The sequence below is a fragment of the Pirellulaceae bacterium genome (genome assembly GCA_019636385.1).
Taxonomy (GTDB): domain Bacteria; phylum Planctomycetota; class Planctomycetia; order Pirellulales; family Pirellulaceae; genus Aureliella.
Genome location: JAHBXT010000005.1, coordinates 300,280 through 325,888 on the forward strand (window position 1 = coordinate 300,280; position 25,609 = coordinate 325,888).

Consider the following 25,609-nt stretch of genomic DNA (forward strand, 5'->3'; position numbering starts at 1 on the left):
TGCCTAGGGGTCCACAAACACGTGGCTCGGCTGAACGCCTCGGTACCATTCTTTCCAGTACTGTACGGCCCGGGCGCGCTGTTCGGGCGAAGGGTCCTGCTGCAGCAGGCGGGTACTGAGTTTTCGGCTCAGTAATCGTAGTCCTTCCTCGGCAATTTGAGGTACCAAGGGATCGGGATCTTGAAGTGCATAGATTAACTCGGGAACCACGCGAATGTCTTCGCAGCGGCCGAGGAGCTTGGCCGCAATCCGCCGCGCGCTAAAGCTTGAACTGCCCAACAGCCGAGTCAATCGGGCAACCTGAGCCGCGCGTACTTGGGCGTCCGGGCTGAGCTGCATATCGTTAGGCAACATGCCTTCACGCACTCGCTGACTGGCATCTTCCATCATGCTCAGCAGGTTCTCGACGGACGCTTCCTCATCGCTGACCAGTCGCTCGCCGCGCATGCGAACGTTGGCAATGTCGGTTGGCAATTCATAGCCACCAAACGTCACCCCTTCGCTCAGCTTGCCGATGGCCCGCTGCGTGCTGCGCAATAGAAACAGGACAGCGAAAGAGGTATCAACCACGTAGCCTGCCAGGCTCGTCTTGTTGCTCCACGAACCATTTTCAGATTGGACTTTGGCCAGTGCCTCGACACCTTCATTGTACCAATCCGGACTACGATTCTGCTTACGCACAACCACTTCGCGAAAGCTCTCGTATCGCTCTTGAGAGTATCGCCAATAGTAGTACCAGTCACCGTCGTAGGGTGGACTATTGTCCTGGTAGTTAAAAGCACGTTGAATTGTGGGTTCAACGTCCTTATAACCCAGTTTAGCCTTTTCGTTGGCAGAAGACTTTTCCTTCTTGGCGTTGAGATCGATGCGCTCGAATACTGATGGCAAACCATCTTCCAATTCGCCACGTACACCATACAACTTCAGTAAGTCACCTGCCATGAGCAGCGCGCAGATCCCGGCAGTTCCCAGCGACCTGGTGGGGTTTTGCTGTGGAACCAGGGCCCCACGCGTGGGCGTGGCCTGATAGCCCCACGATCCCGTCGGGTCTTGAGTTCCCATTAAATATTCGATTGTTCGCTCGACAACCAATTCGGAAACCTTCAATCCAACTTTCTCCAGCATCCACATGGCCAGTACTGCGTACTGTACCTGCGATGTATCTCCCCGATGCTCATTCAAATAACCAAACCCTCCATGCGGCTTTTGAACACGGATCAAGAACTCACGGGACGCTTCCAGTTCAGCCGAATATTTGCGTGAGTCGACCGTTGCCAACAATATGCAAGCTACCGCCAAATCGTAGACAACGGACTCCTTGGGGCCAGACTGATCGTTGGCTGAGGTCCGTTGAGTACTGGCGATGATTCGCTTGGCGGTGTCGATGCCGACCACCACCTTAGGATGATTGGCATCCCCCCGGACTAGAAAGATGCAGTACCCAACCAGTACATCGGAGCCGTCATAATGGGATGGCATAGACTGTTGACTTAGAAAATCAACCGCCTTCTCGACCATCTGGATGACGCGCGGATGGTCGGGACTGTACTGCTCGGCCACAGACAAACTCGGAGGCGCAAGCCCAATGAGCAGGGTCGTTGCTGCAAGCCAGCGGACTGGCTGACCGATCATGCATCTGACCATACTCGAACTCAAATAACCAAACACCGATCCCACAGTAGGTAGCTCCGCCAAGTTCGCATTCTGCTGATCAGATTCATAGCGACTGCCAGCGGCCCCCGCCATTTTCCATGTGCTGATTAATTGTAACCGCCACAGCCCAAAAGGGGACCGCAGCATAAGCGGCCGCGACAGGCATCGCACGCTTCACCAGAGTAGGCGTTGACAGAGTACTTAGGTGACTTATAGTAGCTGCCTGACCCACTGCGGGACAGCACAATAGCCCGCAGGGCGGCTGCGAAAGCACGCTGGAAACATTCGCCGACGCAGCAATTGTCCAAGTTGCGTTAGCGGGTCGCGCCTCCAGATGTTGTTACAGCGATGGCCAGGTAGCTCAGTTGGTAGAGCAACGGACTGAAAATCCGTGTGTCGCCGGTTCGATCCCGGCCCTGGCCACTGCGTATTGGATGAGGACGAGAATTGCTCCAGGGTCGAATTTCCGACGACTTCCGGCTCCGTCGGTCAGGATCAATTCTACAGCAGGCCTGACTCGCCTTATATTCCGCCGCGCTAGCATACAGATGCCAGCGCTAGTGTGTCTTTCAGCATTGGCACAGAGCGCTGTGAGCCTGGGTGCTCAGCAGGGCCATTTCGCTAAGCACATCCGCCAGTTTGGCCGATGGTAGGTCGGTATCGGTCCAGATGTCACTGGCCGCTGACGGTGTCTCATGAGCAGCGCTGGCAAGCGGCGAATCGGCAGCAATGAAGGCTAGCTCGACTTCGGTACTGAGCAGGCTGTCTATTTGTTGCGACCACTGGGTGCGCTGGGCCGCCTGCGTGGTTGGCTGAGCAGTCGTCGATGCAGCGGCAGCTAGCTGATTTGACGATTTCAGGTTGCCCTGGCTTGCAGAGGATACCGAGCCTGTCGGATCGACGACCACGAAGGCCGATACCTGGCCAATCATTTGAGTCCATGTCAGCGGTGTGGGGTGATGGCTGCTCCACGGGTTATACATGCTGAACGTGTCCGTGCTCGCATTGTAGGCAGTCACCACGTAAGCGTGGGAACCGACCAAGTTGCCAGTCGAGGCATTGGGATTGGTGCCCATCGTCACGGCCCGGCCAGCATTCAGAGCGTTAACCATGGCTTGCTTGGTACTGGAATTCACTTCGTAGTAGGTCGAGTTGTATCCCAATACCTGCGCGTTGACGTTGTGCATCCAACCGCCTTCGATGCCCGCGTAGGTATTCGTGCCGTTGCGGCCAGCGCGACCGGTTTCGTTCCACTGGGCGTATGCCTTCTCGGCCAGGGCCAGCCAGAGGGCCGTTGACGTGCTGGCTGCACTCAGGCCATAGCCCGAGTAGACCAACTGACCACTGGAGTTGGTTGGCAGGCTGCGGTTGACGGTCACCCAATCAGCCGTTCCCGAACCCGAAATGAACCCAGCACTAATTAGGCTGCCTTGATAGAAAGCGCCTAAACTACCGGCGTAGAATCTGACGGTAAAAGTGCCATCACCGTTGTCGATAAACATATTGCGGATGGCGTTTTCGTCACGCTGCGCAATAGACGTCAGCGCTGCCAGGAAATAGCAGTCACCCAACATGCCTTGACGCGAATTCGCAAGCGATGGAGCACTTACATAGAGGCTGCCTACAGCATGCTGATAGCTGTAGTTGTTATTGGTAAGTGTTGGCAAATCGGTGCCCAAAAACCACTTGTCAACCAGCTTGTTCAGCAGCGTGGCGTTGCTGCCGGCCTGCAAGTTGCCAGCGGTTTGGCCTTGATATTTCAAATTGGCAGAGTTGGTGTTGACAACATTGCGCAATAATCCGCGAACATGCGTGGGCATATTGATCGTCGAGTTGGCTGAGGCCATAGTTCTCAAGTCGGCCAGTTCAGTTGACGAAACCGTTCCGTCGTTGCCGGTGCTGCGGAGGATCTGGATCATCTCGTCGCGACTGATCGTATTGTCCGCATAGAACGTCGTTATCAAACTACGTAGGGCCGCATCATTGATTCCGCTAATCACAGGGTTCACGGGGCTGGTGGCAACCACGCTCACCGCCCTTGAGTTGCTGATCGTTCCTGATCGGGCAGTGACAGAAAAGTTGCCTGCCGTGGCCCCGGCCGTGTAGAGACCACTGGCGGTAACCGATCCGCCACCGGCTGTCCAGGTGAAGGTTGGCTGTTGAGCCATCGCCTGCTGGAATTGATCGCGACCTATGGCCGAGAATTGCAGCTTGCTGCCAGCGTTAACACTGTTGCTTGGTGAAGTCACTAGAATGCTGGTCAAGGTTGAGGTGACCTGAACCCGCACGCGTGAGGTCATGGAGCCGTTAGTGACACGCAATGTGTAGCCGCCTGCACGATTGAAAGTAGCCGTGGTCACACCGTTGGATGTTTGGAACGTGGCAGTTCCGCCAGCAGGCGAACTAACGACTGTCCAGGTAGTCTGACCAGACAATGCCACAGTCGAACCGCGGGCGGTCAGTCCTTGAACCTTGAATCCTTGACCTACCGTGGTAATACTAACCAGACCATTATCGGCGATGCGCTGATTGTTGGTCGCATTGATAACCGCCAAAGACACAACGGCATTGGGGTTGTAGCGAATGGTAAATCGGTGAGTCACCGAACCCGAGGTGGTCACCACGTTGTAGTCGGCAGCTCGATTGAACGACAGCGTCAGTCGGGTGCCAGACAAGCTCACAGTACCACGCGCCAAGCGGTCGGTGGATGTCACGCTGACGGTAGTCTTGGGTAGGCTGCTGAGAATCTGATTAGCGGAATTCAAAGGGCGTATCTGCAATTGTAGGCTGGTGGTGCCGACGGTTAGCGTCCGCCCGCCCACAATCGACGTACCATCGGGTGCGACGAGCGCCAGCGATCGCAGCGTGTTGGATAGTGTTGACTCTACGCTGGGAACCGACGGAGCCAGTTGCGTTAGTCCTTCAGACTGAGCTAACTGGTCGAGTTGACTGCCTAGAGCATCGAACGCCATCAACATTCGAGCTTCCAACTGTTCCAGCGTCAGCGGGGGGCGGTTCTTGAGAGAACGGGAGACGGGAAGTCGGCTGATAGAGCCCATGCACAGAAACCTCGATGAAGTGAATCAGGATGAAAATCTAGGGTGAGCTAGGAGCCATCGAAAACCTAGATCGATTCCGCACCGAGAGCAAATCGGAAACTGCAAAAAACCATCAATCGCCACACATTCGCTGGGAACCAGGCAGAGACTGGGCAGGGATTGGCCCCATTGAGGCCAGCAGAATAGTCATTACCGGAGTAATCGCTCGAAGCTGCTATCGCCCCATGGCAGATGGAGATGCCCCTGGTTTGCAGCGCGCGTCTGCCTTCCACGCTCTCGGCGAGCGTAGCTGACTGACGTTCTCGGGCGAGGGACGCTGCCTGACGTTTTCGGCAAACGTAGCTACTTCAGGCTTTGGCGATCCAAGCTACCTCGCACGACAAATTAAGATTTAGAACGGTACGCTGTCGTCTTCGTCATATTGCGCTTGTGCCAAGCTGGCGTTGACGTCGCCTGCGTCAAAACGGCCTGTAGATCCAGGCGCCGCGCCGCCTAGTGGTCGAAAGCTGATCGCTTCACAACTGAGAAAGTATTTCACTTCGCTATTGGGATCTCGCTGCCAACGTCGTCCGTTCAATCGGTAGCAGACTTCGATTTCATCACCCACAGACAAAGCATCTACTTGATCGCAAGCATCCTGCAAGAACTCCACCGGCACATAATTGGGAAAGCGACCATTATCCTGCTCAAGCACCACCAATCGCTTACGAAAGCCCTTCTGCCCGAAAACCTTAGTCTCTTCAACTAAATGGACTTTGCCCTGAACCTTAGCAGCTTCCATCACCCCGATTCCTATCTGCAAATACTCGTGCGTTTTGTATCAATCGCGAAATACCACTGTCCGAAGTGGCCATGATACAGCTCTACCGGCTTACAGGCAAATGCAAGCATTGGTTATTTGCTGTTTGATTGGGGCAGCGAAGGCATATGAGCTGTGCGAGAGCCGTTGAGCGCTAGTCCGACTGACCTAGCGATGGGGCACGGGCAGTGGATATTCTTGGAAATGAGTAACCTGAACAATTTTCGAAGGAGCTAGAGCATATGGGTATTCGCCTTGTCTGCTGTTGGCCAGGATTGGCCAAGCTGTGGTACCGCGGAGATACACGCTCGTTGTGCTGGGCAATACTGTACAGTTGGACATGCTGTTGGCTGCTATTGGCGACGTTTATTTGGCCGCAGTGGGTCAGCAGTTGGGGGATCGTAGTGTTATGGGCGGTGATGGGGGTGGTTTGGCTGGTCAGCCTAGTTATCAGCCATTTTGGGCTTCCGCGACTCATCGGATTGCCAGATCACAAGGCAGGGCAGTTATTTCAGCAGGCACAAGTGGCCTATCTTCGTGGCCAGTGGTTTGATGCCGAAGCGCTTTTGTTGGATGTTTTGAGCCAATTTCCTCGAGACGCCGAAGCGTTGCTGTTGTTGGTTAACGTATTGCGCCAGTCGCAGCGATGGTCGGCAGCACTACGTCGGCTCGATCAGCTGCAATTGCTGGAAACTGCAGCACCATGGCGATTTGAAATCGAACGTGAGCGGCAATTGATCGCTGCTCGCATTGCTCGGGCTCGTGAAAACAACTAGGCGGACACTACTGCTTAATTGACATAGTTCGGAATGGTTTCGCTTTCATTGGCTACCTGCCCGAGGAGCAGCAACTGACGGTTATAAACACTGGTCGAAGCGAATTCTTTAATAGACACCCAGACAGCACCTCGATTTCACATTGAAAACTCAGCAATTAGCTGGGTTAAACAGTGCCTTCCAACCGGGGCCTCGAACATTCAAGCTCGACAGACAGTTGGGGTACTAATGATCCTTCAGAATTTTTCCGCTGTTCAGCGATTAATCGCCAAACCGTGAAAGGGAGCCGCAGTTTAAGATTGGTTGTTTTCAGGTTAACGCTGCCAAATTGCCGAGTGTCTTGGCGCTTTCGGAAAATGCGTGGGATTTTTTTCGTTCAGGTGATCTGCCGTAAAATCCCTCAAACCGCTACCATTAACCAAATCGTTAGGCTTACCTGCTAAGGGGCTCAAATGTCGGGGAAACCAAGCATGCTTGGGTTCCCCAACTGCCAACTGGCACGCACCTTCAGTTAGTAAGACTCGAAATGGCAGTCCGTTTTCATCCGTGTCAGACTGGCATGGCGACGGGCTGGCATAGTCTTTGCAGTTTCGATACCGACTAGCTGCCGTCGCAAACGGCCTGATAATTGATCGTGGACAACTCTGCGGTCGCCCGTGGAAGTCACAGTTACACCATCGAAGGGGTATTTTGTATGTACGAACGCTTCACCGACCGGGCTCGCAAGGTAATGCAGTTAGCCAATCAAGAGGCTCAGCGCTTCAACCACGAGTACATTGGCACCGAACACATTCTGTTGGGTCTGGTAAAGGAAGGCAGCGGAGTGGCTGCCAATGTGTTGAAGAACCTGGATGTCGATCTCCGCAAAATTCGGCTGGAGGTTGAGAAGCTGGTCCAGAGCGGTCCCGAAATGGTGACCATCGGTAAACTGCCTCAAACTCCACGGGCCAAGAAGGTTATTGAATACTCCATGGAGGAGGCTCGTAATCTGAATCACAATTATGTGGGCACCGAACATATTCTGCTGGGGCTGCTTCGCGAACAAGAAGGCGTAGCGGCTCAAGTCTTGATGAATCTTGGCATGAAGCTTGATGACGTGCGCGAAGAGGTCTTGAACCTACTCGGCCACGGCATGGAAAGTGGCGATAGTGAGCGCGGTCGAGCTGAAGCAGGCGAGCGCAGCGATGCACCCAGTTCGTCCTCCAAAGGGGGTAAGAGCAAGACACCAGCGCTGGACAGTTTCGGTCGCGACTTGACGGAATTGGCGCGACAAGGCAAGCTCGACCCAGTGATCGGCCGTGCTCGTGAAATCGAGCGAGCCATTCAGATTCTGTGCCGACGCAGCAAAAACAATCCGGTGCTACTGGGCGAGGCCGGAGTTGGCAAGACGGCGATTGTTGAAGGCTTTGCGCAGCGCGTGATCTCCGGGGATGTTCCCGAAATCTTGGCCGATAAGCGGATTGTGGTTCTGGACTTGGCCATGATGGTGGCCGGCACCAAGTATCGTGGACAGTTTGAAGAGCGTATTAAGGCGGTGATGAATGAAGTTCGCCGCGCGAAGAACACCATTCTGTTCATCGACGAATTGCATACGTTGGTAGGTGCTGGTGGTGCTGAAGGCGCTATCGATGCTGCTAATGTGCTCAAGCCTGCGTTGGCCCGTGGCGAAATTCAGTGTATTGGTGCGACGACGTTGGACGAGTACCGCAAATACATCGAAAAGGACAACGCGCTGGCTCGCCGATTCCAAGAGATCATTGTCGATCCGACCGGTAAAGAAGAAACGATTGAGATTCTGCATGGTCTGCGAGAGCGTTACGAGGAGCACCATCGAGTCAAATACACGGACGATGCCATCCAAGCTGCGGTCGAAATGAGCGAACGATACATTACCGCTCGCTGTCTGCCGGACAAGGCGATCGACGTGATCGACGAAGCGGGTGCACGTATCCGCCTACGCAACATGTCCAAGCCACCCGATTTGAAGGAATTGGACGCGGACATTGAAAAGTTGAATCGCGAAAAGGAAGAGGCGGTTGCCAATCAAGATTTCGAAAAGGCGGCCTCACTCCGCGACCAAGCTGACAAGCTCCGCAAGAAGAAGGACACGCTGTCGCGTGAATGGCGTGATCGCAGTCGCGATGCAGATGGAATTGTTGATGAAGAAGTCATCTCCGAAGTGGTCTCCAAGATGACCGGAATTCCTCTGACTCGGCTGAGCACCGAAGATAGTGCTCGGTTGATGCAGATGGAGGATGAACTACACAAGCGGGTTGTCAGCCAAGAGCAGGCCGTTGCCGCTGTGGCCAAGGCGGTTCGTCGGAGCCGTAGTGGATTGAAAGATCCGCGTCGCCCAACCGGCTGCTTTGTGTTTGCTGGCCCGACCGGCGTAGGTAAGACTTTGCTGGCTAAGGCATTGGCTGAGTACATGTTCGGTGACTCCGACGCGCTGGTGCATATCGACATGAGCGAATACATGGAAAAGCACAATATCAGCCGCTTGATCGGTGCACCTCCGGGTTACGTCGGCTATGAAGAAGGCGGTCAACTGACCGAAAAGATTCGCCGCCGTCCGTATGCGGTAGTGTTGCTGGACGAAATCGAAAAGGCGCATCCCGATGTCTTCAATATGCTGCTACAAGTCATGGAAGAGGGACGCCTGACCGACTCGTTCGGTCGCAACGTGGACTTCCGCAATGTAATCTTGATTTTGACCACCAACGCCGGTGCCGAAGCCATCAAAAACGAATCGGCGTTTGGATTCCAGCGGCCCGACGACGACAGTTCGTACGAGTCGATGAAGACGCGGGTCATGGATCAGATTGAACGGGTCTTCCGTCCTGAGTTCCTCAACCGCTTGGACGATACCATCATCTTCCGGCATTTGAACAAAGACGACCTCAAGAAGGTTATCGACTTCGAAATGTCCAAGGTGCGCGTGAGATTAAAGGAACGTGGTTTTGAGCTGGTGTTGACCGATCAGGCCAAGGATTTCTTAATCGAAAAGGGTGCCAACCTGGACTACGGTGCTCGACCACTGCGTCGCGCGTTGGAGCAGCGAGTCGAAGACCCGCTGGCCGAAGAAATTCTGCGCGGCGCATTTGAAGGTGTAAACACAATTGTGGTGGACGCCGTCAAGAATGAAGAAGGCAAAGTCATCCGGCTGGATTTTCGCGGTGAAAACCGCGATCAGCCAATTCCAGTGGAACCAGTGCTGGCCGGACAAGATCACTAAAGTGCGCGGCCAATAGGAATTTACCAGTAGCCATCGTCGCCAGACGGTGGCTACTCGCTTTGCCGCCGTCTGGCGACGGTGGCTTTCAGTGCGCCGCCCGCCTAACTACGTCAATCCGCCATGCGAATCGCACTGCTGACCACTTTACTTTTGGTGTCCTTGGGTTGCCGTGTTCTCTATGGTCAGCAGCCTGTAGCGTTGGTCTGTTCCGAGCTGGACGAGTCGTCAGGGCTGGCCATTTCGCAGCTCGATCCTGGAAATGTCTGGACGCACAATGATTCCGGTAGTCCGCCACGCTTGTTTCTATTCAATCGCCAGCGCGGCGACTTACTGGCGACATTTGAATTGGCGGGTGCCCGGTGCGTCGATTGGGAGGATATGTGCAGCTTTCAGCTCGAAGGTAAGAGCTACCTGGCTATAGGGGATGTGGGCGACAACAACCGTCGCCGCCAGGAGGTGCTGATACACGTCCTGGAGGAACCCACTCTGACGCTCGGCGGTGTCGAGCCGGGAAATGTTACGGCTCCCCAGTTCAGGCCGATTACCGGATATTCCACAATCCGCGTTCGCTTCCCAGAGGGCGCGGTCGATTGTGAAGCTCTGGCATTTGATCCCCTGCACCGCCGCTGGTTGATGGCCACTAAAGAATTCTTTCGTAGCCGGATTTTTTCTGTGCCGTTTGATCTCAACAGTGTTCCGTCGCTAGCCGATGTGACGCCGGCACCCAGCGAATTGATACAAGCTGAACTTTTACAGACGATCAGTGTTCCTATCGTTACAGCGGCTGATATTAGCGCCGATGGTCAAATGCTGGCCCTGTGCACTTATGGACCGGCCTACTTACTGCCACGCGTCGATGGCCGCTGGAGCGAAAAATCCATGGTGCGTCTGCCTCTCCCCAAGCGACGTCAGGGGGAGGCGATCGGCTTTGCCGACGATAACACGCTGTTGATTTCTAGTGAATTCGCACCGACCCCGCTGTGGACCATCAACTTGAGGCAGCATTCCAACTGACTCTTGGACGGCTGTCTGTGGCTATGCGCACCAAAGCGGGACCTGGAAGGCGCAAGTGCAGTCCACGTCTACGAACGTCGCTACCTCAAATGTCAGTGTGACTTCGACGTTCCGTAGCTTGAGAGGATGGATTAGAATACACGGCTGTCCCCAGCCAAGCAGCGGAACTAACGAGCGTCAGCATTGTCAACGGCCAGCCCCACAGCCCTCGATCGCAGTGAAAGCCATGAGCCTCAGAGAATTACAATATAACCATGAAGTTATGAAATTCCCGGCCGGTGAAGCGTTGGGGTGCAGTTACCGCTGGCCTGGAGGTCAGTACTGCGCAATTCACACCGATCGTGGTATCCTGGCGTGCGGCGTGTTCGATTGCCGAAGTGCCAGCGAGTTTAGCTATGCGCTAGCCATTGCTCGGGGCACTCCGCAATCACCGTTGTGCGTCCCACAAGACCTATTGACTGCGGACGTGGCCGAGGTCAGCCGAGTAGCGGCCGATTTAGGCATCCGCGTTGGAATGAGTGGTCAAGAAGCGCTGGAACTGCTGCTCAAGGCGTCATCGGAGAGTCCACAGCCGGCACTTCGTTGATCGAGTCGTAGGGTGGGACCAGCGGGGCTGACGTAAAGTGACCGTGAAGCCTATTGTATGTTGCTATTCAACTGGTGCGTTTCAGCGATAGTTTTGTCCCCCGTGCCGGGCCGCCACCATACCGAACAGACACAGAATTTAGATTTTCGATAACTCTGAAACAAGGATCGCATTTGATATGCCCAAGTTAACCATCGAAGGACAAGCTCCCATCGAAGTGGCCGCAGGCAAACGACTCGTGCTGGCGCTCACCCAGGACGCTGCCATCGACCAACTGCACGCGTGCGGTGGAAACGCTCGCTGCACGACTTGCAGAGTTGAATTTGTGGATGGTGAGCCCGAACGCATGACGCAGGCTGAAAAGAATTGTCTAGCTGCGCGGGGCCTGAGCGGTGTGCGTCTAAGTTGCCAGATTGCCTGCGACCAGGACATGACAGTCCGCGTCATCAGCCGCTTGGCGGGCAGCGGTCGGGCTGACCAAGGCTCGCCGGTGCGGCCCGAGATAAGTCCCGATCCGGTGTGGGAGACTCGCTCGTAAGGTGTTCTCTGACACAATTCCGTAATCACCTCATCGTTCTCGACCGCAAACCTATTCGTTTGACTCGCTGATGTCACATAACACGTTTGGCCATCTGTTCCGCGTCACAACCTGGGGCGAGAGTCATGGTCCCGCACTGGGCTGCATCGTAGATGGCTGCCCGCCGGGAATTGAATTCACGATCGCAGAAATTCAAAGTTATTTGGATAAGCGCAAGCCCGGTCAATCGCGGTATACGACGCAGCGCAAGGAATCCGATGCTGTGTCGGTACTGTCCGGCGTGATGCCTGATCCAGATCGGGCTGAAGTGTTGATAACCACCGGTACGCCGGTCAGTCTGATGATTCACAATGAGGATCAACGTTCCAAGGATTACTCGGAGATCAAGGATCGTTACCGACCGGGCCACGCAGACTACACGTATCAGGCCAAATACGGCCTGCGCGATTTTCGTGGCGGAGGGCGTTCGTCAGCGCGTGAGACGGCCGCGCGTGTGGCTGCCGGCGCACTGGCTCGCAAAATTGTGCCAGGCATGAGTGTGCGCGGAGCGCTGATTCAACTGGGACCGCATCGAGTCGATCGCAGCCGCTGGGATTGGTCGCAAGTCGATGCCAACGATTTCTTCTGTCCAGACGTGCAGGCGGCTCAGTTGTGGAGTCGATACTTAGATGAAATTCGACTGAGTAAAGATTCAATCGGTGCTGTGATCGAAGTGGTGGCTGATGGTGTGCCAGTCGGTCTGGGAGCGCCGCTGTATGCTAAGCTGGATCAAGATATTGCTGCCGGATTGATGTCGATCAACGCCGTCAAGGCCGTAGAAATTGGTGCCGGATTTGCCGTAGCGGAACTGCTAGGCAGTCAGAACGCAGACGAGATGCGCAGTGGGGAGGGAGGCCAAGTCGAATTCTTGTCCAATCACGCCGGTGGTATTTTGGGCGGCATTTCGACAGGACAACCGATTGTGGCCCGCTTTGCCGTTAAACCTACCTCGTCGATTCTAACGCCCCGCCGCAGCGTGACCGCAACGGGACAGGAGGTAGACATCATTACCAAAGGGCGCCACGATCCATGCGTAGGAATTCGCGCTGTCCCTATTGGCGAAGCCATGTTGGCCTGCGCCCTGGCCGATCATTATTTACGTCACCGCGGACAGACCGGAGTTGGTTAAAGCTACCAGGCGTAGCCGGCACCCACAGAAAAGTCCACATGGTGGGTTTTCAGGTCATCCGCATAGGCCTCTGCAGCAGCACTGGCACCGAAAATGCTGCCAAATGCGAATGCTTCGACTGGATCGCTGGAACTTTCCCACTACATCAATTTCAGCCTGGTCTACCTATGCCTCCCAGGGCTGCTAGATTTCCGCTGTCCGTGTAAAACTACCGTCTACAGAAGATGGTAAACCAGCTCGCCCGCCATTTGGCGATGGTAGCTAATCATAAACTGCTGGCCCAATCAGATTCTTGCAGGGGATCACGGTAGACAAGTGGCACCTAAAATCGCTAGAGTCCCCTAATCAACTCCAGTTCAGCTAGTTTGGGGCACAGCGCGCCGCGGGCTGGAATTAACTGTGCATTACCGATAATCCATCCGCCGCATGGCAACTGTCACCGGTCGAACAATTCGCTTGCACGAATCGACTCAGCGCGCAATCTGCCGAGCAAGTTTCGTTTTGCTTAGCCTACTGCCTCTGGCGCTATGCCTAGTTTGGACGGTAGCATCCTATCTGCCCGGCTATGGCCAACTTCAAGCTGACCGTTGGCAGCAGCGACTGGCTGGCATGTATGGTCTGACGTTTCGCATTGATGCGGTCGAGTCTTTAGCGCCCTACCGGTATCGTGTAACAGGAGTCCAGTTGTTGCACCCAGAAACTCAGGCTGCTATCGGACAGGCCAGTAGTGTTGATCTTCACTGGGAAGGCGGCCAATGGATGGCATCGCTGACTGATATGCAAGTTCAACTGGACCAGTGCCTGGAAGCTTGCCGGATCGTGCATCAATGGTACATGTGCCGCCCAGGTGCACAGCGCTACCGAGCCACGGTGACTTGCAAACAACTGATCATCGAGTCGGCACAGCAATCGCAGCGCATAGACGATGCCGTGGTACAGACTTTTCCAGAGACCGACAAATGGGGATTCAAAGCCACTTTTCACCACCGTGACGCTACTGAACCCAAATTGCCCACTAAGGCAAGCCAGCTACTGATGGTTCGCCGTCACGACACGAATCAGTCAGCTACCGAATTACAGTTGCGCGCTGAAACTCCCCTGCCCTGTTGGCTGTTGTGGGAATTCTTTCAAGGTCCACCTTCGGCAGACTCGCTGCCTGTCGGCTGGCCGACATTGCAACCCGCTTGGCTGACTGGAGTGTTGGATGTGCGTTATCAGTCCAATTCAAGTAGTTTGTATTTGTCCGACGTAAAGATTTCTCAATTGGACCTTAGTCGCTGGGCGTTTAATCAATCGGCAGTCATGAGTGGTCGAGCCGATTTGCATATTGCCCAAGCCAAATTCGGTTCACTGGGACTGGATTGGGCCGAAGGCCGCTTGGAAATGGGGCCGGGCCGCATCGATGCCAGCTTTTTGCAGTCGTTGGGACGTTATGCGCAAATTCAATTGCCTCAGTCCGACTTGGCCGTCGATAGTGTCAGCTTTGATCGCCTGGCGGCCGCCTTCCGCATCCAGCCGCAGCAGATTCAATTGCTCGGGCAATTGAGCCCCTCCGGTTGTATTTTGCAGGACGCCCGCGGTCCACTGGCAGCCAGACTGGATCCCGCGCCCATTCCGCTGACGAATTTGGTTTATGCTATTGGCGCTGGGCATCCAGCGCTGGCTCGACAGGCATTGGTGTGGTTGCCACTAGAAGAGCGTCAACGCCAACAAGCTTCGGCTGCATTGCGCATCAGTCGCAATCAGCCGCATCATGAACTGAATTGAACCTATCAATTCTTCGGACGCTGACCGTCGCCAGACAGTGAATGGGTGACTGCCAAATCAAGACGGACCATGGTGCCTCTGTCGATTTGTGAGCGACGCGCACTTGATGCACAACAGAACGCTCACTGCGGAGGGGGGGTAAGTTCAAATATTTTGGGCCAATTCTTGCCGGTAACGAATAGTCGGTTGGATTGTGCGTCGTAAGCGATGCCATTGAGCACATGTTCGCGGTCGCGGCCTGCGGCAGGGTATAGTGCACTGCAGTCGATCCAGCCTTTGATTTGGCCGCTGGTGGGTTCGATGCGGGCGATGCGATCTTCATACCAGATACAGGCCCACAATTCTTGACCTACAAACTCCAGTTCGTTGAGCCGATCTTGACGTTTGCGACCGTAGGTTACATTGATCCTGCGCAGCGGCTTGAGCGTGGCGGGATCGAGTACCTGAATAGTGGCCGAGCCATCGCTCATAAACAACTGTTTGCCGTTGGTAGTCAATCCCCAGCCCTGCCCAGTAAAGCCAATCCTGCCGGTGGATCGAAGCGTCTGCTTGTCGTAGACAAAACAGACCCGCTCTTTCCAGGTTAGCTGATAGATGCGTTCTTCAAACAGACAAATACCTTCACCAAAGAATTGTGGAGGCAGGCTAATCTCGGTTGGCGGAGTGCCGCCACGCAGATCATACTTTTTAAGTTTTGAACTGCCGTACTGGCCGGTGCTTTCGTAAACCGTTTCGTCCTCAATGGCTAGACCTTGGCAAAAGTCGTTGGGGTCGTGCGCATACGCGGCAATGACTTCTGCGCGGAGCATGATAGGGCTGGATTGATGGCCATCGGCAGTGTCGTAATGACGAAAGCTGAACGCCAGCGCTACCAGACTGACTAGCGGAACGATCAGCCACCAAGGCTTACGAAACATGGGTTACTCGTTACCAACAGCAAAGGAATGCGATTCTACAGCCGGTCTACTAGCCCGGCGAAGTATTGTAGTTCCCGAGCGATGCCTGAGGCTAGGTCAGTCGCCGCCAGCTCAGGCGGCAAAACAGTCCAAGCATAGGTTTCTACTTCATAATGACCGGTGAACCAGCTACGGCCGGCTACCTCTGTGGCCGACTGCTGGCGCAGAAACCGGCAGGCTGCGCTGATGTCCGCCTGCGTCGAAGATAAATGGCCGAACTGTTGAACGAAGATAGGCAGATGAAAGTGGATCCGCCAGGGCTGAAGGGGAAGCTTGTGCTTGTGCCACGTCGCTAGAGCCACCGATAGGTCTTCGCAGAATCCATTCAATTGCCTGTCGCTACCACAGCGCGTGGTTTGATGCAGATATTTCGGCTCGTTGAATTGCTGCACCTGAGACAACATGGCCCGTTGTACTTCTGGCTGGCCATCCGCTGTATCCCAGGGGACATGGACTGCGGAAGATATCTGGACCTTGCCCACACGGATGCCGGCATTCAGGTATGCGGCCAGCGCTTGTTGTTGAGGTTCAAACATCACGCTGCTGTGGCACACATCGTGGCAGACTGTTAGGTATCTCCGAGCCATTTCAGCATCTGGACTACTGAATAAATATCGTTGGAAGAATTCGATAATGTCTGCGGCAGTGTCCAGCACGCACCCAGGCTCGGGCTCAATGGCCAAAACAATCTCGCAGCCACGCTGCTGAGTAATGCGATCCAGGAATCGAGCCGTCTCTAATAGGTGGTCGGCGGACAATTTGAAATTCTCGGCGTGCCACGGAGCGTGCGGCCAACCTAACGGCAGCGTCGAAATCGATCCACTTCGACCGCTGGGCAAAATAGCATTCAATATCTGAGCTAATTGTTGCGTATGACGGGCGCGCGAGGGGCACATCCAGGTCGGCTGGTAAACCGCGTGCTTAACGACCGGCTGATGAAAATCGCCTTGAGGAAAGCCATTTAGCGTATATGGAACCAGCCTGCGGTCCATCAGCCAGTCGCGGAGCCAAACAGCCTGACCAGCGGCCAGTACGCTACTGGTTATCGCTTCGGGCAACCATAGGCCAACCGGCAATCGACCATCTCCAACAACCCGATCGCGTACGGCTGTGGCATAGGTATCCAAGTTGCTGAGGGCACCTGACAAATCTGCAGCCGCATGGACGTTGGTGCAATAACCAAAAGTCAATTCATCGGTTTCCAAACCCGGTTACCCCTCTACGCTGTCGATTTGGTGGAAGGCCCAAGTCGAGCCAAATTCAATTCTAATACGGCCTTCGGAGCGGATAGGCACTGGAAGCACTATAACTCCACCGCGTGGCCACGGTAGTTAGGTGAGGACGGTAGCCCCAGGATTCTATCATACCCACCTACACGAATCCTGCTCGACCGATTAACCTCTGCTGCGGGGCCTGCATCTGTTTGTGTTGCGTCAGGCGCTACGTTTCTCAAGTCTATCAATTTTGGCCAACGGGAATCTGACATCAGTGAAAACGGTTCGCATCACGCCAGTTGGACCAGTTGCCGGTACAATTCGGCCTCCGGGCAGTAAGAGTATTACCAATCGAGCCCTTGTGTGCGCGGCGCTGGCTGACGGGACAAGCCGGCTGAAAGGGGTGTTGAATAGCGAAGATACTCAAGTCATGATCCAGGCCTGGAGGCAATTGGGGCTGAGCGTCCATCATGATCCGGCCTTCAGCAGCTTGGAGATCGTTGGCTGTGGGGGAGAATTGCCCACCAGGTCGGCTGAATTATTCGTAGGCAATAGCGGTACGACGATTCGCTTTCTGACCGCAGCGCTGAGTGCTTGTCGCGGGAGTTTTACTTTAGACGGTGTTGATCGGATGAGGCAGCGTCCAATTGGCGACCTACTGCGCGGTTTAGAGCAATTGGGCGGGACGGCTCGCAGCATCAACTCGAAATTTCCCGACTGCCCACCGGTGAAGATCGAGTCTCAAGGGTTATCCGGCGGTTTGGCGGTGGTTGCCGGCAACATTTCCAGCCAGTTCTTGTCGGGACTCATGCTGGCGGCTCCACTTGCCCGGCGTTCGGTAACCCTTGAAGTTGAGGGACCGCTGGTTTCAATTCCATACGTCAGCATGACGGCCCAGGTGATGCGGGCGTTCGGTGCCAGCGTTTCGGGAGACTCGTCAGGCCCCTATGTCATCGAGAGTCAACACGCGTATCGGGCTGCCGACTATGCGATTGAACCCGACGCTTCAGCGGCAAGTTACTTTTGGGCGGCAGCCGCAATCACCGGTGGACGGGCACGCGTGGAAGGTCTGTCAAAAAATAGTCTGCAGGGCGATGTGCGCTTTTGCGAAGTGCTCCGGAAAATGGGATGCAGCATTAAATATGAAAATGATGCAGTCGAGGTCCAAGGTACCGGCCGACTGTCGGGTGTAGACGTCAATATGGCGGATATCAGCGATACAGTTCAAACGTTAGCGGCAGTGGCCGTGTTTGCTGACGGTCCCACCACGATTTGCGGCGTGGCGCACAATCGCGTTAAAGAGACGGATCGTATCGCCGATTTGGCTCACGAACTGCGCAAGCTGGGTGCAGATGTTCGGGAATTGGACGACGGGCTGAGAATCTGTCCGCCAGCTCAAATCCGGCCAGCAGAGATTGCTACCTATCATGATCACCGGATGGCTATGAGCCTGGCCTTGGTAGGGTTGCGGACCTCTGGCATTGTCATTCGAGACCCGGATTGCACCGCCAAGACCTATCCGGAATACTGGCAGGACTTAGCCAACTTTACTGGTAGTCGTATTGACGCCAGCGTCAGCTAGGAACTGTTGAGTTCGGGCCAGCGCTTGTTCGATCCTCAGATCGGACACCGATTCCTCTTGGCACAGGCTAGCCCCAAATTGATCGTGGCTAGCCACAAAAGTTGCCAAGCAATGCGAACATTCAACCTGACGATTGAGCAGCTCAACCCGAATCTCCAATGAGCGGCCACATGTCGGACACGAGCGATTAAAACAGGTTCTTGCTGCCATTTCAGAACTCTCCATTGATATGCCTCCCGCCAAGCATTGATCTTTCGGCGGGTGCGATCCTAAAATCGTCCGAAAACTTAGAGCATCAAAGCTGGGCAGTCATGTCATAGAGTACTTGTCGGTGAGCGAGGTTCGTTTACAACCTGGCCTACCTGCACTATTTTGATTGCCATTTGGCGTGCCCGTAGTTTACCCTCCATTGCATCTACGTTTATGTACGCTCAAAACGTCGGTTGGTTCGAGGCGTCAGGTGCGTTGGCGGATTAGGCATGTCGTAAAGCCAATCACTCATGGAGTAAATCCATTGAAACCGATTATTGGACGATTAAACCGCTTTGTCAACCTCTACAGGAAGTTAAAAGCACGCAAGGTATCTTTTGCTTGATAGTTCAATTGGGCTTAGAGAGCATTAGTTAACTATCTGAAGGGAATGCGGCCCTTTCGGGTGGTTTGTTCCATTGGGCGGGTATCTCAAATTGATGTCGGGGTCACGCTAGGCTGATCGCGCACTAGCTTTAAGGCGGTCATGCCGAAGCCAGCAGCGAATCGGACACCGACTGCAAAAGTACGTCTATCGAGCAGGCCACGGTATTGGACCTGCTATAGGCCAAGTATTCGCGCACACAATTCGACTCACACGAATTGGCGTTTTACGTGGGTGAGAATTCGCAGAAGGATGCTGAAGTGATAACACGTCTAGAGACAGCTGAAGAGCTGTTGGTTAACATGCTGGCAAGGGTCCGGGCTGTTGGCAATCGAAGGCTGGCAGTCTAGGCGATTATGGATGAGTTGTATCGCAATAGGAATTGGTAATGACTGATAACGCGTCTGCCTCACGATCACTTTTGGCAACTCCGCTTGCTCAATGGCATGTCGAACATGGCGGTAAGCTGACGGAATTTGCCGGTTATCAAATGCCAGTGCAGTACGGTTCGATTGTTACCGAGCACTTGGCGACGCGACAAGCTGCCGGACTATTTGATGTCTCCCATATGGCTCGCTTGCGTTTCGAGGGGCCAAACAGCACTCAGCTCTTGGATCACCTGCTAACGCGACCTGTCCACGACATGCGGCTTGGCCAGGTACGGTATGCCCTGATTTGCAATGCGGCAGGCGGTATTTTAGATGACGTACTAGTCAGTTACTTAGAAGCGCCCAGCGGTCGTCAGTTTTACGTGATGGTCGTTAACGCGGGCAACCACCAGAAGATACTCAAGTGGCTGCAACCACACGCCGCCGATTTTCCTGATGTAGTCCTTAGCGACGTTACGGCCTCCACCGCCATGATGGCTGTGCAAGGCCCCAAAGCGGCTACCATCCTGCAGCGGTTGTTTCCGGAATATGCCAAGCGCGTGGTGGGGCTACGATACTATCGAAGTCTAGTGACCCATCAAATGGGCAAGCCGGTGATCGTCAGTCGTACTGGCTACACGGGTGAAGATGGTTTTGAATTGATCGTTAGATCAGAATCGGCGCTGCGAGTCTGGGAGAATCTGATGCTTGCTGGTCGGGAACACGGATTGTTGCCAGCCGGATTAGGCGCCCGTGATACATTGCGCCTGGAAGCTGGCATGCCGCTTTATGGTCACGAATTGTCTGAAGAGATTGATCCATTGACCGCTGGCGTAGGTTTTGCCGTTAATCTGGATAACCGATCTTTCATTGGCTCAGATGCGCTACGCACACTGCAAGCCAGCGGAGTTCGGCAGCGTCGAGTGGGTTTGCAACTGCAGGGGCGTCGCGCGGCCCGGGAAGGTGCCCACGTATTAGATGCTGACCAGCGGATCGTTGGACGAGTCACCAGCGGTACGTTTTCTCCCACTTTACAGCGCCCGATCGCCATGGCCTACGTGTCTGCCGAACTGTCGGCGGTCGGTAGCATGTTGAGCGTCGATGTGCGCGGATCCAGAGTTGAAGCTCAGGTTGTCCCCCTGCCGTTTTACAAGGCCTCTTCGTAGCTGCCGTCGCCAGGCGGTGGATATGCTAATGATGGAAAATGCATAATCGACGATTCAAAATGGAGGCGGGTAGTTGGAGGCGGGTGGCCAACCGTTGAGATTATGAGCCAAGGCCATTTATTTAGCCAACTGCCCCTAGGCTCGACTCGCAGCGCCGCAGAATTTCTGCCTCCCACATTTCCCGAATGGGCCAGTTGCCTTACGATAATCACCACTGTGAGTCATCTTGGCAATTAGGAGCACTGACGATGGATCCGCGCGATCTAAAATTCAATCCGTCCCACGAGTGGGTGGGCGTAGTCGAGGATGCACAAGGAAAAATTGCCGTCGTCGGCATCACCGACTTTGCGCTCGAGCAACTGACGGATTTGGTCTACATGGAATTGCCAGCGGTTGGAGCCCACGTGACGCAGGGCGAGCAGTTTGGCGAAGTGGAATCGGTTAAAGCCGTCAGCCCACTCTACAGCCCCGTTTCTGGCGAGGTCGTGGAAGTGCATGGCGAACTCGTCGACCAGCTCGAAAACCTGGCCAGCGATCCTTACGACAATGGCTGGCTAATCAAAGTTCGCTTGACAGACAGTTCGCAGCTCGACAGGCTGCTAGATCGCCAGACGTATGTCCAGCAGTGCGGGCAATGATCCGATTTTAGGCCAGGCTGGCGGCATGATCGCCGGTGTTGCGTGGATTGACCGCCCGCGGAGCGGCATCGAAAATATGGCGATCGACCAGACCATGCTCCAGCGCACGGCTCAGGATCGCCTTCCGCGTTTGAGATTCTATCAGTGGGACCAGCCCACAGTATCGTTGGGCTATTTTCAAAAGTTTGGCGACTATCAGAAATTTCCGCTTGTGGGAACTTTGCCGGTGGTGCGGCGTGCTACCGGAGGCGGGGCCATCGTCCATCACCATGATTGGACCTACTCGCTGACGGTTCCCGCCGAACTGCGATCTAACAATCTGCATAAAGCTACGGTCTCCAGTGCGCAGGTAACAACTACCCAACCATCCCTGACCAACACCCAGTCTAACACCCCCTGTCAAAACTCAATCGCTCTTAATACCCAACCCAAGAACCGCCAACTTGGAGCTGCAACCGGGCTGTACGAATGCATCCATTTGGCGGTAGCCGTCTGGCTTCAGGGATTACACTGGGATGCCGGCCTTTACGCCACTCCGGAGACGCCTGGCCATGTGGCTACGGGGGCGAGTTGCGGTCCGTGTAGATTTCTGTGCTTCGAGCGGCGGCATGCAGGCGATGTGGTTGTTGGAGCCAATAAAGTTATGGGCAGTGCTCAACGACGTTTGTCGGGAGCGCTGTTGCAACACGGTAGTCTGTTGTTGGCGATGAGTCCATTCGCGCCCAGCCTGCCGGGTTTAGAAGATTTAACGGCCCCACCGCGTTGTGTTGAGTTTGCCGGATGGGTGGAAGCGATTGTTGACAGTCTGCTCCGCGAATATCGCATCATGTTTGCCTTCGCCGATCGCCAGCCAGACTGGATATCCGCCTCAGCTGAAGATATTTGCAGGCTTGAAAGCCCGCCATGGATAGGTAGAATTTAATGCGTGGACTTTAGTGCTCAGCGACTTTATTTATTCCATTCAATTCCAGTACGCTGCTGCGCTCGGTCTGCCCCAATTCTTTCGCGATACGCAAGTCTTGTTCCCTTCCCTTCGCATTTTTTCCGTTGACTGTAGCTGCCAAGTAACAAGATCCAGGATGTCGTGTGTTGACGATGCCGCTATAACTTGGTGGACATGAAGTCTGACATTCGTTCGTTTCTAACTGAACGTATCGAAGGACGGGCCGTTGGATGGTCGTAATGCGTGAGGGTAGGCATGCAGGTGCAATTGAAGGTGCTGTCTGGCAATCTTGCTGGAAAGCTGATATCGGTCAACCACGAGAAATTCCTAATTGGTCGCAGCGATGGATGCCATCTGCGACCCAGGAGCGATTCGATTAGCCGCCGTCACTGCGCTATTGTCCGCAAGGACGATATGGTCTTGTTAGTAGATCTCAAGAGCCGCAACGGCACGGCTGTCAACGACAAGTTACTAGTACCTGCCAAAGCCCGAGCGCTCAAGCATGGCGACAAGATCAGCATTGGCAAGCTGGAATTCGAGGCCGTGATCGAACCCGGCATATCGACTGTCAAAAAGGACGAGGTCAAGAGCATCAAGGACGCCGCTGTACGCGTGGCAGGCAACGCTGCTAGTGCCCAGTCTGAACCCGTTGACATCAGTCTCTGGCTGGACGAAGCAGAGCAATTTGACCGTCGCGGTTCTGACCCCGACACGAATCATTTCACTATCTCAGCCGGGCAGATCCAAGAGACGGTTTATGAAGTGAAAGCCGACCTGGACACTCAAGCCGGAGCACCGGCCAAGAGCAAGCCGGGCAAGCTACCGCCGACGCCCACCAAGCCCTCTACGGCGAACTCCAAAGACGCCGCCTCCGAAGCGCTCCGCAAATTCTTCAGCGGCGGCCGATAGGCTTGCTAATCGTCACGCCACACAGCGTGTTGCACACACCCTACCGCTGGGTTGTGACCGGTTTTTTGCGCGATGGATAAAGTTCGCGGCATAGCGGGCAAACGGTACCGTCGCAGCCGCGAGCCGTGCAATGTTGCCGTCCGTAGTAGATGATTTGCAAGTGTAGTTTGTTCCAACACTGGCGCGGAAAAAGTCGCTTCAGATCGTGCTCGGTCTGCACGACGTTCCTGCCGCCGGTCAGTCCCCAGCGCTGAGCTAGCCGGTGGATATGCGTGTCGACTGGAAAGGCAGGCACGCCAAAGGCTTGAGCCATCACGACACTGGCCGTCTTGTGCCCTACGCCAGGCAACGCTTCCAGCATTTCAAAATCTGCCGGAACTTGCCCTTGGTGCTGGTCCACTAACTGCTGAGAAAGCTGGCGGATAGCCTTGGCTTTGCGCGGTGCTAGACCTAGCCGCTGGATGACTCGCAAGATGGCCTGCTCCGGCACGCGGCTCATGGCTGAGGGATCGCGAGCCAGGCGCCATAGATCGGGCGTAACCTTGTTGACCATCTTGTCGGTACACTGAGCACTCAGTAGTACCGCGACCAGCAAGCTATATTCGTCGAAGTGATCCAACGGTATTGGTGGATCAGGATACATGGCTTCTAAACGCTCGCGAACGATATCGGCGCGTTGTTGGCGGTTCATGCGAATTCCTTCAAGGCTGGCGAAGCAGCCCCGCCGAGACAGACAGAGCTGTTCCTGTTATAGTCTTAAGGCTGAATCGATGAAAGGTTCAGAACGGCTAACGTAGCTACGCTCGCCAAAGCGTGGAAGACGTACCACCTACCTCCTTCCTCAAGCAAAGGAACGACTGCCATGACGCGAACACCCAATCGACGCACTTTCTTGCGAAATACCTCCACTATGACCGCCGCTGCGCTGCTGACCGGGGCTCGTGGGGTACACAGCCAGCAGCAGACGGAAACCGAGCTGGTCAATTCGCGAATGAATGCCGCAGTGATTGGAACGGGTGGCCGTGGAGGCAGTCACATTGGCGCGATGCTGAATTCGGATCGCGTAACATTGACGCACCTGTGCGAAGTTGATGCAGCCATCGCAAATAGTCGTGCCAGTCAAGTTGAGAGCAAGCAGGGTTCGCGTCCTCAGGTGGTTTCGGATATTCGCAGATTATTGGAAGATAATTCGATCGACATCGTGACTATCGCTACCCCCAACCATTGGCATGCTCTGGGTGGAATCTGGGCGATGCAGGCCGGCAAACACGCCTACATCGAAAAACCGGTATGTTACAACGTCATGGAGGGCTCAGCGCTGGTGGCGGCTGCGCGCAAGTACAACCGCATGTGCCAAGTCGGAACTCAGTGCCGTAGCAGCGATGCCTGTATCAATGCCGTGAAGTTTATGGCAGACGGTGGCATTGGCGAAGTTAACTTTGCGCGTGGTTTGTGCTACAAGCGGCGCTCATCGATCGGTGCCATTGGCGATTACCCGCTGCCAGAGTCAGTTGACTTTGAATTGTGGAGCGGTCCTGCGGAATTGACTACTCCTCGCCTGACTCGCCCCAAATTCCACTACGACTGGCACTGGCAACGATTGTACGGCAATGGCGACTTTGGCAATCAAGGCCCTCACCAAACAGACGTGGCCCGCTGGGGCTTGGGCTTAGATACCCATCCGCGTTCGATTATCACTTATGGCGGTCGCTTGGGTTACCAGGCTGAGCGTAATGATCCAGAATATGTAGACGCTGGTGACACAGCCAATACGGAAGTGGCCATTTTCGATTATGGTTCCAAGTGCATCGTATTTGAAACGCGGGGTCTGAGCGTCGACCAGTGCGCCGACGAACATCTGAATCAACTATTCGGTTCCGATTCTGGTAACAAGGTGGGTGTCGTGTTTTACGGATCGCAAGGATACGTGGTCCAGCGTTCCTACAACCACTGCGTGGCCTTTGATAAGCAAATGAATTTGATCGGTGAGTTTCATGGAACCGGTTTTGACATGGGACATTTTGACAACTTTTTGGATGCCTGCGAGAAACTGGATCACCGAATGCTAACGGCCGATGTCCGTGAGGGCCATCTGTCTGCTGGGCTCAGCCACTTGGGCAACATTTCTTACTACCTAGGTGAAAACAATCGCGTGTCGGTCGCAGAACTGAAGTCGGTCTTGGCCGGTATCGCTTGCATGGACGATGTCGCGACTACAGTCGATCGCACTGTGGCACACTTGGAAAAGAACGGTGTTCAGTTAGCAGCGACACCGCTGTCGGTTGGGCCAGTGCTTCAGTTCGATCCCGATCAAGAAGTCTTTACAAACAACGTGAATGCCAACCAATGGTTGACGCGCAACTATCGCGAAGGCTTCGTATGCCCTAAACCTAGCCAAGTATAGGGATGTGGTGATTCCTCCATCGATCTGGTGAGTAGTAGCCGTAGGCTGTGTGCAGCAATTGGGCAGTCCACGGTGCGCTTAAGTCGGCAAAACGCATCAGGTGACGACTTAAGTTTGAACTGTCACATCACCGACTTGCGAAACATACCACAGCAATTGGTGCCCCGCCCGAAGTGATAGCACTCGCCTGTGGCGGGCCG

Annotated in this window: 20 protein-coding genes and 1 tRNA gene; 14 read left to right on the plus strand and 7 right to left on the minus strand. The window is 54.8% G+C overall.

Going from position 1 to position 25,609, the window contains the following annotated elements; genetic code table 11:
- Window positions 1-3: 3 nt before the first annotated feature.
- On the minus strand, window positions 4-1,560 hold the full coding sequence (locus KF752_18855) for a hypothetical protein (GenBank protein MBX3423622.1): 1,557 nt from the start codon (window positions 1,558-1,560) through the stop codon (window positions 4-6).
- 443 nt (window positions 1,561-2,003) lie between these two features.
- On the opposite strand from KF752_18855, the gene KF752_18860 reads away from it, so the two are divergent.
- Window positions 2,004-2,076, plus strand: a tRNA-Phe gene (locus tag KF752_18860).
- Window positions 2,077-2,222: 146 nt separating this feature from the next.
- Here KF752_18860 and KF752_18865 read toward each other — a convergent pair.
- Both KF752_18865 and KF752_18870 read right to left on the minus strand, forming a co-directional pair.
- Window positions 2,223-4,712 (minus strand): hypothetical protein, encoded by a 2,490-nt coding sequence (locus KF752_18865; protein MBX3423623.1) that lies wholly within the window; start codon window positions 4,710-4,712, stop codon window positions 2,223-2,225.
- Window positions 4,713-5,103: 391 nt separating this feature from the next.
- Window positions 5,104-5,493, minus strand: coding sequence for a DUF3127 domain-containing protein (locus KF752_18870; GenBank protein MBX3423624.1), 390 nt, complete (start codon window positions 5,491-5,493; stop codon window positions 5,104-5,106).
- Between the two features lie 260 nt (window positions 5,494-5,753).
- Between KF752_18870 and KF752_18875 the strand changes: the two genes are divergently transcribed.
- The 7 genes from KF752_18875 (at window position 5,754) to KF752_18905 (ending at window position 14,595) form a co-directional block, all read left to right on the plus strand.
- Window positions 5,754-6,287, plus strand: a complete 534-nt coding sequence (locus KF752_18875; GenBank protein MBX3423625.1) for a hypothetical protein — start codon at window positions 5,754-5,756, stop codon at window positions 6,285-6,287.
- 694 nt (window positions 6,288-6,981) lie between these two features.
- Complete coding sequence (locus KF752_18880; GenBank protein MBX3423626.1) at window positions 6,982-9,522, plus strand: ATP-dependent Clp protease ATP-binding subunit; 2,541 nt, start codon at window positions 6,982-6,984, stop codon at window positions 9,520-9,522.
- A 120-nt stretch (window positions 9,523-9,642) separates the two neighbouring features.
- Window positions 9,643-10,536, plus strand: coding sequence for a hypothetical protein (locus KF752_18885; protein MBX3423627.1), 894 nt, complete (start codon window positions 9,643-9,645; stop codon window positions 10,534-10,536).
- Between the two features lie 226 nt (window positions 10,537-10,762).
- The gene (locus KF752_18890) at window positions 10,763-11,122 is read left to right on the plus strand and encodes a DUF1805 domain-containing protein (protein MBX3423628.1); all 360 of its coding nucleotides are present in this window, start codon (window positions 10,763-10,765) and stop codon (window positions 11,120-11,122) included.
- 178 nt (window positions 11,123-11,300) lie between these two features.
- Entirely contained in the window at window positions 11,301-11,660 is a 360-nt protein-coding gene (locus tag KF752_18895) for a (2Fe-2S)-binding protein (protein ID MBX3423629.1), read from the plus strand.
- 70 nt (window positions 11,661-11,730) lie between these two features.
- Window positions 11,731-12,828 carry a chorismate synthase gene (aroC, locus tag KF752_18900; protein MBX3423630.1) on the plus strand — a complete coding sequence of 366 codons (1,098 nt, stop codon included), beginning with the start codon at window positions 11,731-11,733 and terminating at the stop codon, window positions 12,826-12,828.
- A 426-nt stretch (window positions 12,829-13,254) separates the two neighbouring features.
- Complete coding sequence (locus tag KF752_18905; GenBank protein MBX3423631.1) at window positions 13,255-14,595, plus strand: hypothetical protein; 1,341 nt, start codon at window positions 13,255-13,257, stop codon at window positions 14,593-14,595.
- Window positions 14,596-14,717: 122 nt separating this feature from the next.
- Here KF752_18905 and KF752_18910 read toward each other — a convergent pair whose 3' ends face one another.
- Both KF752_18910 and eboE read right to left on the minus strand, forming a co-directional pair.
- Window positions 14,718-15,512 (minus strand): glutaminyl-peptide cyclotransferase, encoded by a 795-nt coding sequence (locus KF752_18910; protein ID MBX3423632.1) that lies wholly within the window; start codon window positions 15,510-15,512, stop codon window positions 14,718-14,720.
- Window positions 15,513-15,547: 35 nt separating this feature from the next.
- Window positions 15,548-16,756 carry a metabolite traffic protein EboE gene (gene eboE, locus KF752_18915; protein ID MBX3423633.1) on the minus strand — a complete coding sequence of 403 codons (1,209 nt, stop codon included), beginning with the start codon at window positions 16,754-16,756 and terminating at the stop codon, window positions 15,548-15,550.
- Window positions 16,757-17,012: 256 nt separating this feature from the next.
- On the opposite strand from eboE, the gene aroA reads away from it, so the two are divergent.
- The gene (aroA, locus tag KF752_18920) at window positions 17,013-18,347 is read left to right on the plus strand and encodes a 3-phosphoshikimate 1-carboxyvinyltransferase (protein MBX3423634.1); all 1,335 of its coding nucleotides are present in this window, start codon (window positions 17,013-17,015) and stop codon (window positions 18,345-18,347) included.
- Here the strand turns inward: aroA and KF752_18925 are convergent.
- Window positions 18,303-18,557: a response regulator gene (locus KF752_18925; GenBank protein ID MBX3423635.1), complete on the minus strand. Its 255-nt coding sequence runs from the start codon at window positions 18,555-18,557 to the stop codon at window positions 18,303-18,305. The genes aroA and KF752_18925 overlap by 45 nt on opposite strands.
- A gap of 812 nt (window positions 18,558-19,369) precedes the next feature.
- On the opposite strand from KF752_18925, the gene gcvT reads away from it, so the two are divergent.
- The 4 genes from gcvT (at window position 19,370) to KF752_18945 (ending at window position 23,005) form a co-directional block, all read left to right on the plus strand.
- Window positions 19,370-20,515, plus strand: a complete 1,146-nt coding sequence (gene gcvT, locus KF752_18930) for a glycine cleavage system aminomethyltransferase GcvT (GenBank protein ID MBX3423636.1) — start codon at window positions 19,370-19,372, stop codon at window positions 20,513-20,515.
- A 248-nt stretch (window positions 20,516-20,763) separates the two neighbouring features.
- A complete protein-coding gene (gcvH, locus tag KF752_18935) occupies window positions 20,764-21,153 on the plus strand; it encodes a glycine cleavage system protein GcvH (GenBank protein MBX3423637.1) in 390 nt (129 codons plus the stop codon).
- Entirely contained in the window at window positions 21,131-22,075 is a 945-nt protein-coding gene (locus KF752_18940) for a hypothetical protein (GenBank protein ID MBX3423638.1), read from the plus strand. The genes gcvH and KF752_18940 overlap by 23 nt, the downstream gene beginning before the upstream one ends.
- A 276-nt stretch (window positions 22,076-22,351) precedes the next feature.
- Entirely contained in the window at window positions 22,352-23,005 is a 654-nt protein-coding gene (locus KF752_18945) for an FHA domain-containing protein (GenBank protein MBX3423639.1), read from the plus strand.
- 40 nt (window positions 23,006-23,045) lie between these two features.
- On the opposite strand, the gene nth is transcribed toward KF752_18945, so the two are convergent.
- Window positions 23,046-23,702: an endonuclease III gene (nth, locus tag KF752_18950; protein MBX3423640.1), complete on the minus strand. Its 657-nt coding sequence runs from the start codon at window positions 23,700-23,702 to the stop codon at window positions 23,046-23,048.
- 165 nt (window positions 23,703-23,867) lie between these two features.
- On the opposite strand from nth, the gene KF752_18955 reads away from it, so the two are divergent.
- On the plus strand, window positions 23,868-25,409 hold the full coding sequence (locus KF752_18955; protein ID MBX3423641.1) for a Gfo/Idh/MocA family oxidoreductase: 1,542 nt from the start codon (window positions 23,868-23,870) through the stop codon (window positions 25,407-25,409).
- Window positions 25,410-25,609: the final 200 nt, after the last annotated feature.